Annotated in this window: 18 protein-coding genes; 7 read left to right on the plus strand and 11 right to left on the minus strand. The window is 49.7% G+C overall.

The annotated features are described in order from the left end of the window. Nucleotides 1–105 precede the first annotated feature (105 nt). On the minus strand, nt 106–918 hold the full coding sequence (locus H7A02_09310; protein ID MCP5172450.1) for an ion transporter: 813 nt from the start codon (nt 916–918) through the stop codon (nt 106–108). Nucleotides 919–1,036: 118 nt separating this feature from the next. Between H7A02_09310 and H7A02_09315 the strand changes: the two genes are divergently transcribed. From H7A02_09315 to greB, 4 genes are all read left to right on the plus strand, one after another. Next, nucleotides 1,037–2,227, plus strand: coding sequence for an amino acid permease (locus H7A02_09315; protein ID MCP5172451.1), 1,191 nt, complete (start codon nt 1,037–1,039; stop codon nt 2,225–2,227). A gap of 56 nt (nt 2,228–2,283) precedes the next feature. Continuing rightward, nucleotides 2,284–2,622 carry a stress response translation initiation inhibitor YciH gene (yciH, locus tag H7A02_09320; GenBank protein MCP5172452.1) on the plus strand — a complete coding sequence of 113 codons (339 nt, stop codon included), beginning with the start codon at nt 2,284–2,286 and terminating at the stop codon, nt 2,620–2,622. Nucleotides 2,623–2,690: 68 nt separating this feature from the next. Continuing rightward, entirely contained in the window at nt 2,691–4,640 is a 1,950-nt protein-coding gene (locus H7A02_09325; protein ID MCP5172453.1) for a S9 family peptidase, read from the plus strand. After that, nucleotides 4,637–5,140, plus strand: coding sequence for a transcription elongation factor GreB (gene greB, locus H7A02_09330; protein ID MCP5172454.1), 504 nt, complete (start codon nt 4,637–4,639; stop codon nt 5,138–5,140). The genes H7A02_09325 and greB overlap by 4 nt, the downstream gene beginning before the upstream one ends. 24 nt (nt 5,141–5,164) lie before the next feature. Here greB and H7A02_09335 read toward each other — a convergent pair whose 3' ends face one another. From H7A02_09335 to H7A02_09355, 5 genes are all read right to left on the minus strand, one after another. Beyond that, nucleotides 5,165–6,550: an HD-GYP domain-containing protein gene (locus tag H7A02_09335; GenBank protein ID MCP5172455.1), complete on the minus strand. Its 1,386-nt coding sequence runs from the start codon at nt 6,548–6,550 to the stop codon at nt 5,165–5,167. Nucleotides 6,551–6,577: 27 nt separating this feature from the next. After that, complete coding sequence (locus H7A02_09340) at nt 6,578–7,456, minus strand: fumarylacetoacetate hydrolase family protein (GenBank protein MCP5172456.1); 879 nt, start codon at nt 7,454–7,456, stop codon at nt 6,578–6,580. After that, nucleotides 7,453–7,800, minus strand: coding sequence for a hypothetical protein (locus H7A02_09345; GenBank protein ID MCP5172457.1), 348 nt, complete (start codon nt 7,798–7,800; stop codon nt 7,453–7,455). Before H7A02_09345 ends, H7A02_09340 begins: the two co-directional genes overlap by 4 nt. Further along, entirely contained in the window at nt 7,797–8,723 is a 927-nt protein-coding gene (locus H7A02_09350) for a hypothetical protein (protein MCP5172458.1), read from the minus strand. Before H7A02_09350 ends, H7A02_09345 begins: the two co-directional genes overlap by 4 nt. Nucleotides 8,724–8,976: 253 nt before the next feature. After that, entirely contained in the window at nt 8,977–9,651 is a 675-nt protein-coding gene (locus H7A02_09355) for a cyclic nucleotide-binding domain-containing protein (GenBank protein ID MCP5172459.1), read from the minus strand. 287 nt (nt 9,652–9,938) lie between these two features. Here H7A02_09355 and H7A02_09360 point away from each other — a divergent pair, with 287 nt between their 5' ends. The 3 genes from H7A02_09360 to H7A02_09370 all read left to right on the plus strand — a co-directional run bounded on the left by H7A02_09360 (nt 9,939) and on the right by H7A02_09370 (nt 11,594). Continuing rightward, a complete protein-coding gene (locus H7A02_09360) occupies nt 9,939–11,096 on the plus strand; it encodes a TonB family protein (GenBank protein MCP5172460.1) in 1,158 nt (385 codons plus the stop codon). Nucleotides 11,097–11,163: 67 nt separating this feature from the next. Beyond that, nucleotides 11,164–11,325, plus strand: coding sequence for a hypothetical protein (locus tag H7A02_09365; GenBank protein ID MCP5172461.1), 162 nt, complete (start codon nt 11,164–11,166; stop codon nt 11,323–11,325). A gap of 74 nt (nt 11,326–11,399) precedes the next feature. Further along, a complete protein-coding gene (locus H7A02_09370) occupies nt 11,400–11,594 on the plus strand; it encodes a hypothetical protein (GenBank protein MCP5172462.1) in 195 nt (64 codons plus the stop codon). Nucleotides 11,595–11,628: 34 nt separating this feature from the next. Here H7A02_09370 and H7A02_09375 read toward each other — a convergent pair whose 3' ends face one another. The 5 genes from H7A02_09375 to H7A02_09395 all read right to left on the minus strand — a co-directional run bounded on the left by H7A02_09375 (nt 11,629) and on the right by H7A02_09395 (nt 16,218). Continuing rightward, entirely contained in the window at nt 11,629–12,291 is a 663-nt protein-coding gene (locus H7A02_09375) for a methyltransferase (GenBank protein ID MCP5172463.1), read from the minus strand. Nucleotides 12,292–12,295: 4 nt separating this feature from the next. Next, nucleotides 12,296–13,315, minus strand: a complete 1,020-nt coding sequence (locus tag H7A02_09380; GenBank protein ID MCP5172464.1) for an AI-2E family transporter — start codon at nt 13,313–13,315, stop codon at nt 12,296–12,298. 149 nt (nt 13,316–13,464) lie between these two features. Further along, nucleotides 13,465–13,887 carry a VOC family protein gene (locus H7A02_09385; GenBank protein MCP5172465.1) on the minus strand — a complete coding sequence of 141 codons (423 nt, stop codon included), beginning with the start codon at nt 13,885–13,887 and terminating at the stop codon, nt 13,465–13,467. 127 nt (nt 13,888–14,014) lie between these two features. Further along, a complete protein-coding gene (locus H7A02_09390; protein MCP5172466.1) occupies nt 14,015–14,614 on the minus strand; it encodes a 1-acyl-sn-glycerol-3-phosphate acyltransferase in 600 nt (199 codons plus the stop codon). Between the two features lie 17 nt (nt 14,615–14,631). After that, nucleotides 14,632–16,218 (minus strand): peptide chain release factor 3, encoded by a 1,587-nt coding sequence (locus H7A02_09395; GenBank protein MCP5172467.1) that lies wholly within the window; start codon nt 16,216–16,218, stop codon nt 14,632–14,634. Nucleotides 16,219–16,346: the final 128 nt, after the last annotated feature.

Raw genomic sequence — 16,346 nt, forward strand, 5'->3', positions numbered from 1 at the left:
GCTTTATTTGTTCGCGACAACAGTTTTGTCATAAAACTGTCGATTTAAATTCCACATCTTTGACTTTACAGTCAGCGGTTACCGATGCAGCCCCCTCTTCCCCTCTTACGGAAGCTCTCCTCCGCACCATTTACAGTATTCAGCATCTTCATCATGCCCACCCTTGTGACAGTCACGACAATGCAGAGAGGCTTTTCGCCGCTGCATCTCTGTGGCTAACTCGGCCGTCACAATGCCGGTGGGAATCGCGATAATAGAATAACCCAGCATCATTGAGATGGTCGCTATAAGCTGACCTAACACTGTATGAGGCGTAATATCACCATAACCAACCGTGGTAATAGTAACGATCGTCCAATAGATGCTCTTGGGGATACTGGTAAACCCGTTTCCCGGGCCTTCCACCACAAACATCAGACTGCCAAAAATAGTGCTCAACACCAGCACTATACTGAAAAAAATCAGTATTTTACGGCGTGCCAGATACAATGCTCTCATCAACAGGGTTGATTCCGTCAGATAGCGAGCCAGCTTCAGCACCCGGAAAATCCTTAGCACCCGAAGCAAGCGAATCATTAACAGATAACTGGCACCTGTCATAAATAGTGCCAGATAGGTTGGCACAATAGAGACCAGATCAATCAGGCCGTAATAACTGAAGATATACCGGCGCGGCGAGGGACAGCAGTAAACCCTGGCAATATACTCAATAGTAAACAGAATGGTGAATGTCCACTCCAGAATATAAAAGATGTTGCCATAACTCTCATGCAGTTTCGCCACAGAATCCAGCGACACTGCAAAGACACTCAGTAATATGGCGTAAATCAGCAGCAAATCAAACCATTGACCTGCAGGTGTATCAGTGCCGAAAATAACAGAGTACAGCTGTTGACGAAGGGGCGTTCTTTTTACCATATTGATTCAGCCAATCGATAATGGACGGCAACCATTATAAGTAGCAAGATGAGCAAAGGATAGGCAGCGGTTTAATACCCACATCACTCACCGATACCAAGTACCCCTCGCACATACCATGAAACAGGTTGCATCACTCAGGCGCTCACTGTCACTGTTCCAGATTACCCTATACGGTATTGGTACTATTTTAGGCGCCGGTATTTACGTGCTGCTTGGTGAAGTGGCAAGCATCAGCGGTATGGCTACACCACTGGCATTTCTGGTATCCGCGATTATCGTCAGCTTCAGCGCTTACGCCTACGCTCAACTTTCCAGTCGCTTCCCGCAAAGCGCCGGTGAAGCGGTATATGTTGCCGAGGGTCTACGTGTGAACGCCCTGGCTACGCTGGTAGGCATTGCCATTGTGCTGGGTGGTATCGTCTCATCCGCCACACTGCTCAACGGCTTTATCGGTTATTTCAAGTTTTTTATGCCCTTACCCAAAAGCCTGCTGGTAATTGTAATTGTGAGCCTGTTTTGCAGTCTTGCCTGCTGGGGCGTCAAACAATCAGTGGGTATGGCGGTGATCACTACATTGATCGAAATTGTCGGCTTGCTCATGGTATTCGCATCGGGTAGCGAACAAATTTCCAGCCAGGGCATCAACTGGAAAGGCTTTGCCGCCGCAGACATTGGCAGTCTGCCAATTATCAGCGGAGCATTCCTTGCCTTCTATGCATTCATCGGTTTTGAAGACATGGTGAATATGGCCGAAGAAGTCAAAAACCCCCGCCGTAACCTGCCCATTGCTATTTTTCTGGCTTTAATTATCACGACTCTGCTGTATGCCACTGTTGCAATTGTGGCTCTGTCTATTGTGCCACTTGAGCAACTGTCCTCATCGGAAGCGCCGTTGGCACTGGTCGTGGAACAGGGGGGCCTGTTTTCACCCGGAGTTATGGCCTTTATTGGTATTGTTGCCATACTCAATGGCGCCATGATCCAGATGATCATGGCCTCCCGTGTGCTTTACGGCATGGCGAACAATGCCCTGATACCAAAGTTGCTGGGCTATGTGAGTCCTCGCACGCGCACACCCACGATTGCAACCATCCTGGTGGGCATTCTGGTTGCCACCTTCGCTCTGTGGTTCCCACTGGTTACATTAGCACAGGCTACCAGCTCACTGGTTCTACTGGTTTTCATTCTGGTTAATTTATCACTGGCAGCAATAAACTGGCGTGAACGTCGCTGGTTCAGGCTGACGATTCCTCTAACTGGCAGCATACTTTGTGCAACATTTGCCGGATTGCAACTATTGAATTAGCATCACCTCGCACCTGAATCCAGTTTTTTTCAGAAATTTCCATGAGGCTACTTCGCATGACCAAAAGTTCACGGCTGGTTTATTCAACCGATCAGGGCCGAATCAAACCATCAACTGTTAAGACAAAAGAAGAACGCATGTCAGACATTGCCGGGGACGGGATCGTGCGAATTCGACGCGAAGTGAGCGGACGAAAAGGCAAAGGTGTTACTACCATTTCCGGATTAACTCTGGATGAAAAATCTGTCAAGCAACTCGCCAAACAGCTAAAGCAGCTCTGCGGTACTGGCGGCTCAATCAAAAACGGTGTTGTGGAAATTCAGGGCGATCATCGAGAAAAAATCAAAGCAGAGCTAGAAAAACTGGGCCACAAAGTCAAACTGGCCGGAGGATAACCTTGAATCAGTCTTTAGCAAAACAGCGGACCTGTGGCAGCTGGCGTTCGCCAATTACCCCTGAGCTGATGACCGCCGCCCGACCAACATTTGATTATCCTCTAGCCCGCAACAACAAACTCTACTGGCTGGAATCCCGTCCTTGGGAAAACGGTCGCACAGTAGTCGTAGAAAAAGATCAAAACAACCGCACCCGCGACATCGTACCTGCACCCTTGAGTGTGCGGTCGCAGGTTCACGAATATGGAGGAACCCCCTACATCATCGTGGGCGATACGCTATATTTTTGCTTGCAGGATGATCAGAGAATTTACCGGCTGGACACTCGATCCGACCATGCCATTCCACAACCTGTCACGCCTGCACCGGAAGAAAACGGCAGCGAATACCGCTTTGCAGATTTTTGTTATGACGAAAACCGGCATCGTTTGATCTGCGTCTGTGAAGTTCACCAAAGCTCTCAACATGAACCCGAGAATTTTATCGCCGCCATTCCCCTGACGGACTCATCCGGCACAAACACAATTGAAAAGCTGGTTTATGGAAATGATTTCTATGCCTACCCCAGAATCAGTCCTGATGGACACCAACTCTGCTGGGTTAGCTGGGACCACCCCAATATGCCGTGGGACAGCTCGCAACTGTATCTGGCCGACATACAACCCGACGGCACACTCGCCCATTCAACACTGATTGCCGGAGAGCAGCCTCAATCCATATTCCAGCCGGAATGGTCTCCCCATGGCGAGCTCCATTTCGTCTCGGATATCAGTAATTGGTGGAATATCTACCGCATAGACGCAAACGGTAAGACAGCACCCGTCTGCACACTTGATGCCGAATTTGCCACACCGCTCTGGGTTCTGGGAATGTCCACCTATGGCTTTTGTGACGACAGCTCCATTGTATGCTGCTACAGCCAGAGAGGAGAATGGCAACTGGCGATTGTGGCCAATGGCTGTTTGACAAACATCGACAGTCCGTACACTCAAATTGCTGCCATTCACTGCGCAGGCCAAAAAGCCTGGTTCATCGGTGCGGCCAATAACATTGAAGCGGAGCTGGCCAGTTGCGACCTGAATCAACGCAGCTTGCAAACCGAGCAGCGCCCGGAACCACTGCCTTTTGAATCAGCCTGTTTAAGCCAGCCGCAGGCGATAGACTTTGCCACCGGTACGGATTGCCTTTCCCGCGCCCACGGCTTTTATTATCCGGCAACCCATCCCGACTACTGCGTGCCTGAAGGGGAAAAGCCGCCATTGATCGTGATGTGCCATGGTGGACCGACCGGCGCAACCTCGACGGCGCTCAATTTAAAAATACAATTCTGGACCAGCCGCGGCTTTGCTGTGCTTGATGTGAATTATCGCGGCAGTACCGGCTACGGACGGGAGTATCGCCAACAACTCAATGGCGCCTGGGGCATAGCCGATATAGAAGATGTCGTTGCCGGTACCCGGCACATCATTGCACAGGGGTTGGCCGATCCCCACAGAGTAGCAATTCGTGGCAGCAGTGCCGGGGGCTACACGGTGCTGGCCGCACTGACCTTCACCGATACCTTTAAAGCGGGTGCATGTCTCTACGGCATTGGTGACCTGGAAACATTGGCGACCGACACCCACAAATTCGAATCTCGTTATCTTGACCAGCTGATTGGCCCATACCCCGAAACAAAAGCCATTTACCAGCAGCGTTCCCCCATTCACTTTACCGACCAGTTGAGCTGCCCGGTGATATTTTTTCAGGGGCTGGAAGACAAGGTTGTTCCACCGGAACAAGCCGTCTCAATGGTTCAGTCTCTGCGCAGCAAAAAACTTGCCGTCGCCTACTTACCGTTCCCCGGTGAAGGGCATGGCTTTAGACGCGCCGAAACAATTTGTCGAACGTTTAATGCCGAGCTGTATTTCTACTCAAAAGTGTTCGGTTTCTCGATAGGCGACGCACCAGCCCCTGTTACCATAGACAACCTTGATGCCATTCAACAGCACAACCCACCGCGACCCTGCGAAAAATGAGTAGATACCGGCCACCCCAACCGAAAAGCGCACCTTATATCACTCCCGAAGGTGCCCAGGCACTCCAGAAAGAACTACAGCAGCTCTGGAAAGTGGAACGCCCGGCTGTCACAGCAACCGTTTCAGAGGCGGCCAAAAACGGGGACCGCTCAGAAAATGGCGATTATATTTACGGTAAACGCCGCCTGAGGGAGATTGATCGCCGTGTTCGTTATCTGGCGAAACGACTGGACGAGCTGACTATTGTCGACCGCAGCCCGGCAGAACAGGATAAAGTATTTTTTGGCGCCTGGGTGACGCTGGAAAATGAAAAAGGTGAAACCCGCTGTTACCGCATTGTCGGCGCTGACGAATTTGATCTGAAACGCAACATGATCAGCGTCGATTCACCAATTGCACGTGCCGTTCTGGGAAAAAAACTGGACGATGAAGCCATGATACAAACCCCGGAAGGAAACCTTTGCTACAGTATCATTGGGATCAAATATTCTGATCAGTAACTCCTCGCTACTGGCCTTGATGGATCAATCAGTGCTCCCCGAATCTTTCACATCGCGGTCATCAACAGGGGCCGATGAAGCCAGACTTTGCAATGTGCTTTGCACCGGATAGTTTTCGAGAAATACATCGTAATCACCATCTTTCAATACTCTGGCAATCAGGAATTCCTTGCCCAGCGAACCTCGCTCCACATCCAGCAGATCCACCACTTCCGGCTCCTGGGGCTGCTTCTGCTGGTCCAGCACAATCTTAACAAATGGCATATGGCGCTTTTTAACCTTTGACGACAGCACGATGCCGATGTAACCGTTTTTCAATTCAACAATGGTTCCGGGCGGGTATGGACCAATTAACTGGATAAACTCAAGTGCCAGATCATCGTCAAAGTGTGCCCCCCGGCCGCGATAGATTTCTTTCAATGCATCGAGGGTGGATTTTGCCTTGCTGTAACAGCGCTCGCTGGTCATGGCGTCAAAAGCATCAACAATCGATACAATTCTGGCGTAGTCCGATAGTTCATTGGCAAACAAGCCTCGCGGATAACCCTTGCCGTCAATCCTTTCGTGGTGATTCATTGCCGCATCAACTGTATAAGCCAGGGCATCTTTTTCCTTCAATAGCAAATCCCTGCCACGAGTCGTGTGGCTCTGCATGACCTTAAATTCTGCGTCAGTCAACTCAGCCGGTTTATTGAGAATTGCATCCGGAACCTGCATCTTGCCAACATCGTGCATCAGGCCACAAAGCCCCAATCGCTCCAGCCTGGTTTCATCCATACGCAAGTGTCGACCAAATGAAATGGCCAGCACACAAACATTGAGACAGTGCTCAAGCGTATAGTCGTCCGCGTGTTTAATTTTTGCCATCCACATCAGGGCATTCGGATTTCTGAGAATACTCTCGACACACCCGTTTACCACCTGCTTCGCCGAACCGGTATCAAGCGCATTACCCAGACGCGCCTGCTCCAGAATCTCTACCGTTGTTTGTTTAGCATGCTTGTAAGTGGTGCGGGCGAAGGAATGCTCTTCTGCCACTCTGACATTGACTTTGTGCTCGGTGCGGCTGGCAATACTCGACACCAGTGACCGGCTCTTGTCCGTTTTGTTGGCATTCACCCGCAAACCACTGCTATCCTGGCCGTGGGATGCGCGCTTGGTTGTACCAAAAGAATGCTGAAAGGGGTTTCTCTTACCACCCCAGGAGCTGCCAGCCTTTTCTACATAAACATGGGAACAAAGCTCCTGCAACTTGCGAATTTCTGCCTGTTTGTGAATCACAAAGCCCTGCAACAAAAACGGTGTTTCAAGCCAAGGCCGATCCAGCTCCGCAACAAACATGCCTTCCTTTAGTTGCGAAACAGGAATGCGCACATAGTTGGACTTATCAAGAAAAATATTCTCAGTCATTCCAGTGACCTGCAGTTTTATTGTTAATTAACTCACTGTATTTCTCAAACTGCCCACACCGGTAACATCCACCACTACTTCGTCGCCCGGACGCAGATATTTTGACGGAGTGAAACCAATGCCAACCCCGGACGGGGTGCCTGTGGCAATAATATCGCCCGGCAGCAATGTGATGCCTGCCGAAACAGTACTGATTAACGTTGGCACATCAAAAATCAGCTGGTTAAAGCGCCCATCCTGGCGGAGTTCACCATTCACCCGGGTTTGCACCTGAATATCAGCGGGTTCCGGCATGGCGCACAACGGCACAATTGCCGGCCCGAAAGGGGCGAATCCATCGAGGCTCTTGCCTATAAACCACTGACTGTGTGCCAATTGTAAATCGCGGGCAGAAACATCATTAAGCGCAGAATAACCAAAGACATGATCCCAGGCGTTCTCTGGCGCTATATCTCGCCCCCCCTTGCCAATCACCAGCGCCAACTCACCCTCGTAGTCCAGCTTTGAGGTGTGTTCAGGATGAGAGGGGATTTCCGCCCCCGGATGATTAATAGCAGTAGTGGCCTTGGTAAAAACAATCGGGTGCTCGGGAATATCGTCGGGCAGGCGCATTTTGTCGGCTACTTCCGTAATATGCTCGAGGTAATTTTTACCAATACAGATAATGTTTCGAACAGGCTGCAAGGGCGCTCGAATAGCACTGTCGCTATAAGCAGAACAGGCAATACCTTTTGCCACAGCATCCAGTGCCAACCGCCATTGCTGGTCAGTAGCAGCAGAGGCGATCAATGCCATCATATCCGCAACTATCGGCTGTCCGAGCTGTTGCGCCGCTGCGGGCAAATCAACAAGGGTATCGTCAACAACAGCTCCCAGCTGCCCCGCGCTCATAGTGACAAATCTCATCGCAACCTCTCTTCCTGACTGTTCTGATTGACAGCCCAGTAACTGTTTAATAAAAATCCGCCGAGGCAACCAAGCGCCAGCCATAAAGCGGCTGACCTGTCATCCAAAGTCAGCAGCACCCACGCCAGTCCCGTCAAGACAAATAATGAAAGTTTGGGAAATCTCGCTTTCCGTGAAGGTGAATCACCATTATCAAAACACCATACAACGTTCAACAACGGTGGAAAACTGGTAAGCAACACGCCAACCCAAACCACCGCCATATCAGTCAACAGAGCAGTCACCGCACCCCACAGCGCCAGCAATAACCCTGCATAATAAACAATCCTGAAAACCTGCTTCATGCGTTAAACCAAACACTGCCATGAATGGCAATCACCTCATGCCGCCTATTTAAAGTCAACACTACATCAGCACTACCCGGCAATCGCTGCTGCATGGTGCGGGTAATACGCTCATAGTACATCACAAAACGTCTGATTGCCGAGAGTGGCATGCCTGGCTGACGCGCTGTCTTGATTAACTGTTCTTCCTGCTCAAGGCGCCATTGCACAATTTGCTCCATATTCGGCAACCGCTTATCTGCCTGCATTAAGCCAGGCACTTGCAAGAAAACCAGACCATCCAGGCGCTGAAATAATGTTTGGTAGCCACCTTCTAATTGCTGATTGACCCATTGCCGCCAACTGCCGTCAGGGTCCTTTTCCATTTCAAGTGAATTCACGGGCTGTAACAGATCTGTGCGACTTTCCGATTCGGCACCCACACACCAGCCTTCAAGGATCACCAGATCAGGCTTGCCACAGCAGTTTCGCCACTCAGCCTCAGGCAGTCGATCATCCGCCAGCTTATCAAATGCAGGCACAACAACACGCTCTTCAGCACTACAGAAAAGCAGGCGATGCAAAACGTCGTTAAGCAGTTTTAAATCATGAGTACCGGGAACACCTCGCGTGGCGAGCAGTGGGTGAATACGTTGCGCCAATTGTTGGCGCTCGCTTTTTGTCAGATAAAAATCATCCAACGACAACACTACTGACCGCAAAGCAAAGCGATTCTCCAGATGCTGACTCAAAAACGCGCACAACGTTGTCTTACCCGTTCCCTGGGCGCCGGAAACACCGAGTAACAAGGGTCTATCACGACCGGATATTTTTTGCTGGAGACTATTCGCCAGTGTCAGATAGTGATAGCGCGTTGTACTTGCCAGCTCCGAAAACCGGTCCGACAGGCGATTACCGGCACGATTGGCCTGTTCATCTGGCATCTGTGTCAATCTGCGGCCTCGGGAAAAAGCATTGGCGAAGATATTCCGGTAACGCGGGCATGACTGGCTTTAGAAACCGCGCTAATACCATGAAAGAAACTGCCCATTAACCGCTGCAGATGCCATTTTTCACCAACTGTACCTTATCTCGCCGACACCTCATTCTACACGGGCCACTCTGACACACAAATACCAATCGGATAGCACAGTTTATCCAAAACAGGCTTTAAAACTGGCACTCATCAAGAACACGTCATAATGCGCTTTTTTGCGTAGTCTTCTCCACGGCACCACTGTCTACAGCACCCAACTGCTCATTCAAATACTGCAGGCGTTTTGCGAGATACCGGGCATGCGAGCCCAGCTCAACAAGCTCGTCCTGAGCACTGATGCCCGAATTGATCTGTACCATCCTATACGGTTTTTTAACCAGGTCATGACGGGGAAACTTGATTCGGTAAAGATCACTGCGCCAACGCAACATATGCACAATCTGGCGGTAGACAATCAGTTTGGTGGCAAGACTGACAGAGGTATGATTTTGCAAATCAGATAACAGCCGAAAGTCCAGCGCCAATACAACAACTTCCCGACCATTTGGCGGCACCAGAATGTCGGTTTTGCGTGGACAACCCGTAATAACGCTGATATCGCCAAATACTTCACCGGCAATTAACCGCCCCAGCCTTTGCATACGACCTGGTGCGCAAACCATTAATTCTCCTCGCATCAGAAAGTAGAGCCAACTGTCCCGATCACCCGCCTTCAGAAGTACTTCTCCAGGCCCTGCATGAACCAGGCGTGATTGCCCAACCAGCATTCTGAGTTGTTGGCGATCATTACGGCCAACTTCTTTAAAGAAGTGCAGACTGGCAATCTTATCTTCCAGCTCATAGAGGGCAAGGTCTGTTTTATATTCTGCTTTCATTCAGTATCACCCAAAAACCGATTGCGCTAGTTAACATGAATAATCCGGCACCTGTCAGCTATTCGATGTTGCCTGAACGAACTTCTTGCCATTAACTCAACAACCGTCACAGCATCAACGTGACAGACATCACCAAAATGACCAGATTGAACTTGAAGCAATTAAAACCAAAGTAGAGAATTGCCAGGCATCCATATAGAATGCGTGTTGTCCTGCTAGCGAGACCCATAAAAAATGGATCGGATCTCGAAAGATAATTAGATAATGGCTGGACCAGGGATTAGGAAATGAAAACTTTTCAAAGCGTCACCGTGTGCCTGATACTCGGTGCTGTAAGTATTTGTTGTTCTGCTGCTAAATTAAACGGCGTATCTTCCTACCAGGATTTTGGTTCGGAGATATTCCTCGGCGCACTGTATTTGGCGGAACCCAGCAACTCAGCTGAGTCCATCTTAAACAGCAACCAGGAAATGCGCATGGATATGCGATTAACGAAGTCCATGTCCAGGCGCGCAATCGTCAATCAGTGGATGCAGAGTATCGCCATCAACAACAGTCGTGAAGCATTCCAGGCTGAAGCCTCCAATGTCGCCGACCTGTTTGGGGCCATTCAGGGCCGACTCCAGCCAGGCGATATTGTCAGCCTCAGTTTCGAGCCACAGTCAGGCACTTCATTCACGATCAATCAGACCCGCTTTTCGCAAGGCCACAGCAAAACTCTGTTTATACTGTTTTTAAGAGCCTGGCTTGGCCCGGTACCACCCAGCTCGGAATTCAGAGATAACATCCTCGGCAACACAGCGCCGAAACCGGAACTGCTTCAGAGACTCGAAGCCACCATTCCCTCAGATACTCGCATTGCTGCTATTGCTGCCTGGGCACAACCACCGGAGCCGGAGAGCAAGCCGGAGGAAACGACCATAGCGTTCGAGCTCCCCGAGCCCAGATTATCAGGACCGCCGTCAGATGGGACCATAAAGGCTGTCGCATCCTCAAATACCGATACATCCAGCTTGCCCGGGCAGGAAAAACAACCGGAACAAAAAGCGTTACCGGTAGAAGCCAGCCTGACTGCAGGCAAGCCAGTCGGACAGCCTGAAGTCGAAGAGCTGGAGCCACCGGAACCCGAAGTTTCAGTCGAATCGTTACTGGCTCAACAAGAATACACCACCAACGCCATTCAAAAGGTTTATAAGCTACTGCGTTACCCAAAGTCTGCTGTACGACGCAATCACCAGGGAAGTGTGCGGTTACAGTTTGAACTCAATCGTGATGGCTCACTGAAAAACGTCGAGGCGGTTGAAGAATCTCAATACACATCACTAAACGACGCGGCGCTGAAAGCCGTGGAAAAAGCGGCACCTTTTGATCGGGTACCAGAGGCCATCTCGGACGATGCCTTGATCTTTACCGTACCCGTAGCATTCCGGCTGGTTTCCGAATAGCGCTGCAACACGTTTCTTATCGCACTTCAAAGCACACTATGCTTTTTAGTATGCGGTTTTTGCTATCGTGATGCAGGCAGATTACTTGCTGACCACACAATCCTCAGGTGTGATGAGAATTCCGGATATGCAGTTTGATAACGGCTGTGCCTGGCTCGGCGAGAAATTTTCTACCGTGGTACGGCCACAAGGGTTCAATCAGCTCAATCTGCAACTCGACCTGATCTGAACGATGAACAAGGGTTTGACCGTTGGCCAGCAACCGAACCCGCCTGTAAAAAGAAACAGGTTAACCCAAAGCTCGTGTTGCGAAACGACATGGCGGAAACCGCTACACACAAAGTGGAAGATGTACAGGATTACCGTAAAACGGGCCACAGGTTAACACTGATCAGCGATTTGTTTGATGAATATTCGGATCTCGGGCCGGACGCCGAAAAACAAGTGGGGGTTCCGCCAGATTGGTCGGGCGAGTTGAGTGTTAGTTGCTCTTCCTGACCCTGACCCTGACGCAAGCTTTGCTATCGCACGCTCAGGAAACGTTACCAATGGCGCGATAAAAACGAACGGTTTTCACATCTTCAATTTCTCCAAGATCAGGTTCAGTGACGGAATAAGTTTCACCGATTTTTTTAAAGCCCTGCTGAGAAAAATTTTTTACTCGTGAATCAGCCACCAAAACTTCCCGAGCTTTCTTTTGAAACTCTTTGAGTAATGGAATGTTTTCAGGGTCATAAAGAACGTCTGCGGCCAGAAGTACATCGACTTTTTCCGGAAGATTAAAAAAATCATCCAGATAATCCAACCGCACATGATTAAGTGCCGCATTATGACGCACTGCAGCCAGTGCAGTAGGGTCGATATCACAGGCGATGACTTTAGCAGCTCCGGCCTGAGCCGCGGCAATAGCCACTACTCCGGAACCACTGCCAAAGTCCAGCACCACTTTACCAGCAACCAATTGCGGTTCAGTCAATATCCATTCAGCCAGGGCCTTGCCGCTGCCCCAACAAAAACTCCAATAGGGTGGTGTTTCAAAAATAGCATCGGTTTCCGCTTCGGTTAACGGTATATCCCAACCTTCGGGATCAATCAGCCAAAGTGCCAACGGCGCTTCCATTGACAGTTTTTGCTGTTTAATTCTCGCTGTTGGCAACAGACCTTTGAGCGCCTTTTGCAACTCGGCAGGAAACATGCCTTTACTCATCGTCATCTATTTTTTTGCCTGAGCCCAACATCACACCAATCCAGCGCGTATCAGGTTGGTTCTCCAGTGCCAGCTTCGCCATAATCGTCAGGGGGATAGATAAAAACATACCGACAGGCCCCAGCACCCAACCCCAGAAAACCAAAGAGAGAAACACGACTAACGGTGACAGGTTTAGTCCATTGCCCATCAGCTTGGGTTCCAGCATGTTGCCAACGCCAACATTAACCACTACATAACCTAGGGCGGTAAGACCTGCATAACTTGGTCCCAATTGAATGAGCGCCAGTAACACAGCAGGAACTGCTGCAATGATAGAGCCCACGGTAGGAATAAAATTCAACAGGAAAGCCATGGTTCCCCACATAACGGGGTAATCCACACCTAAAATCCACAACCAAAACATAATCAGCAAACCTGTTAACAGACTAAGAGAAGACTTCAAGGCCAAGTAACTATTAACACTTTGCGCGAAACCTTTAAGCGCACCTTCAGAGGCTGTCGAAGAACCTCGCGCTGTACGCAGCTTGTCGCTAAAACTCATTTCTTCGGCAAGAATAAAAACCACAGTAAGTAAAATCAGAAAGGCGTTGGTCATCACGTTGCCAAATGACGTCAACGTGTTACCTGCCAGTTTCAAGGCAACACCGGGGTCAAACTTGTCCTGTAGCTGGCTGAGATCAATTTCAATGCCGTACTCGGCAAGCCAGATCAGCAGCCCCTGACTGATCTCTGTCAGCCGGGCCTGGTACTCCGGCAGGTTATTGCTAAAGTCTCGGATGGAGGCACCGAGTAAAATACCTATCAACCAGCCGACAATCACCATCACAAACATAATCAAGCCAATAGCCAGCCCCGAAGGCACACGCCTTTTCTTTAACCAGGCCAGCAAGGGGGAAAATATCAATACAATAAACACCGACAGCAGAAACGGTACCAGAATCGCTTCGGCCTGCTTGATACCGGCAACCACAATCACAAACGCAGCAGCTGTAATTAACCCTCTAGACATAGGGCTGGACATGGCGGCTTTATCTGAATTTTTCATTGGCGGTAATAGCCTCTTTTAAAAAATGAATAGAATAGATGCAGGCAAGGTATTACAGCCAAATATTTTCGGCAAGCTTTTAACCACTTAGACTCTTTTGCTCTACAAGGTTTTCACTTTGGCAGTTCATTGGCTCCCGGGCCCAGCGGTTGCCCATAACTAAACTCAACAAAATTGCCATTCGGATCTCGCAACCCGCAGTAATACCCTACCGGATAAGGTTCATCGCGGGGTTCCCAAACCAAATCACCCCGTTCCCGGGCAAGTTCCGCCAAATTGTCCACCGCCGCTTTACTCTCAACAGCAAAACCAAAATGACGATAATCATTACCCGAAAGCTGAAGATCGCAACCACCGCTCATCACTACAAAAATAAAATCACTTTCTCGCCCGGGCTCGGCCATCCAGATAATTTGTTGAGAGTTTGACTGGCGCTGATGACAGATCTCCATACCACAATAACGCTGGTAAAATTCCACACAGGCATCAATATCAGTGACGTGTATCGCCAGATGGGTGAGTCGAGGTAAATGCATAACAGATTCCTCCATAATAAGAACCAGGCTGCTACTGCAAGTATAGAAATTAAGTGATGTCTGTCAGTTTACGGACATAATATGAAGTGCTGACGGTTTTGGGCAGGCCATAAACCCTAGAGATCAACTAGAATTTTTCCGGATGTTTGGCACTGAACTGCCGGTAATATTCCTTTACTCGGGCGGTGTCTGCTTCTAAATCATCACCGGGCCAAAAGACCCCACCCATCATCAATTGCTTTTTTTGAAAGTCCAGCGACACCTGCAACACTCCGCAGTTTGCCGTTTTGGCAATGCGTAAAAAACCTGTCTTCCATTTATCCACACGTTTGCGAGTTCCCTCGGGGGTAATGGCAATCAATTTCGAATCGCTATTGCGAATCTGTTCAGCCATTTGTTCTGCCACACCGACAGGGTTGTCACGATAGACAGGAATACCGCCCAGCGCTTTCATAAAGCCGCCAAAGGGCCTTCGAAAAATAGAGTGCTTACCCATCCAGAAACAACGAATATCCAGCGCCAGAATCACCAGTATTCCCACCACAAAATCCCAATTGGAAGTATGCGGCGCAGCCACCACGATCAACTTGCGATCAGCGGGAACTTTTCCTACAGGCTGCCACCCCAGTAAACGCAACCCCGTACGACCAAACCACCGACTAAAACGGCTTCTGTAAGCCCGATGGTAGTCCGGCACATCACACAGCTGCAGCACAGGTGGATTCATAGTCCCGCCTTAATCGATCAGTGCTCCCGAGTAGCAGTAAACTCAATTTCGGGATAGCGCTCTTCAGTGAGAGACAAGTTTACCCTCGTTGAAGCCAAATAGGTCAAGTGACCGCCACCGTCGATTGCCACACCGTCGGGCGCCTTGCGTTTCAGCTCTTCAATTTTTTTGGTATCGCTACTCTCGATCCAGCGGGCAGTATAAACGTTCACCGGTTCGTAAATAGCCTCAACACCGTATTCATCCTTAAGACGGTAAGCCACCACATCGAACTGCAATTGGCCCACCGCGCCAACAACGATATCGTTGTTGTTCAGGGGGAAAAACACCTGGGTACTACCCTCTTCGGAAAGCTGCTGAATACCCTTTTGTAACTGCTTGGTTCTAAGTGGGTCTGCCAGGCGAATACGCCTGAACAACTCCGGCGCAAAATGGGGAATACCCGTAAATTTCAGATCCTCTCCCTCGGTAAAAGCATCGCCAATCTGGATAGTGCCATGATTGTGCAAACCGATAATGTCCCCCGCGATTGCCTCATCAACAGCGACGCGTTCACCGGCCTTGAATGACACAGCATCGGCAATGCGAACATCCTTGCCCAACCGCACATGCTTCATTTTCATTCCTTTTGTGTACTTACCTGAACACACCCGCATAAAAGCGATACGGTCACGGTGTTTGGGGTCCATATTGGCCTGAATTTTAAAGACAAACCCTGAGAATGCCTGCTCCTCCGGTTCAACAACACGGCCTTTGGTTTCCCGTGAGAGCGGCGCAGGTGCCCACTTTACAAAGTGATCAAGCATTTCACGAACACCAAAATTTGACAATGCCGTACCAAAAAACACCGGCGTCAGCTGGCCCGCCAGCATCATCTCCAGATCAAACTCGTTGGTTGCACCTCGCACCAACTCGATTTCTTCTCGAGTAACGTCTGCATAGGCACCAAGTAACTCGGTCGCCTCATCAGAGTCCAGCCCTTTGATTTGAACGTCTTCAGGAATGATATGCCCTTGCCCCTGACTGAACACATGAATCGTATCGGTATACAGGTTGTAAACGCCCTTAAACTCCTTACCCATCCCCAACGGCCAGTTAATCGGCGCCGCGGCAATGCCCAATACTTCTTCTATTTCATCCAGTAATTCAATCGGGTCACGAATATCACGATCCATTTTGTTCACAAACGAAATAATCGGTGTATCCCGCAAGCGGCACACATCCATCAGCTTGATGGTTCGATCTTCCACACCCTTAGCGCCATCAATCACCATCAACGCTGAATCCACCGCCGTCAATGTACGATAGGTATCTTCCGAAAAGTCCTCGTGCCCTGGAGTATCCAGCAAGTTAACAATGCAATCAGCATAGGGAAACTGCATCACCGAAGACGTGACGGAAATACCGCGCTCCTTCTCCATTTGCATCCAGTCAGATGTGGCATGGCGATCACTTTTTTTGCCCTTAACCGTACCGGCCACCTGAATGAGATTACCGAACAACAGCAGTTTTTCAGTGATGGTGGTTTTACCCGCATCCGGGTGCGAGATAATGGCGAATGTGCGTCGCTTCTTGATTTTATTGATAAAACTGCTATCACTCATACCGCCAGAACCCTTATTTGTACCTGAATTTGTACTTGTTCGTTACATTACCCTTTCGGGCCCGAAAAGCGCGCCATTCTATCGGAGAATAGGGCCACTATAAATGACTGCTCTGGAACACCTTCCCG

Source organism: Pseudomonadales bacterium, assembly GCA_024234435.1.
GTDB lineage: Bacteria > Pseudomonadota > Gammaproteobacteria > Pseudomonadales > Porticoccaceae > JACKOF01.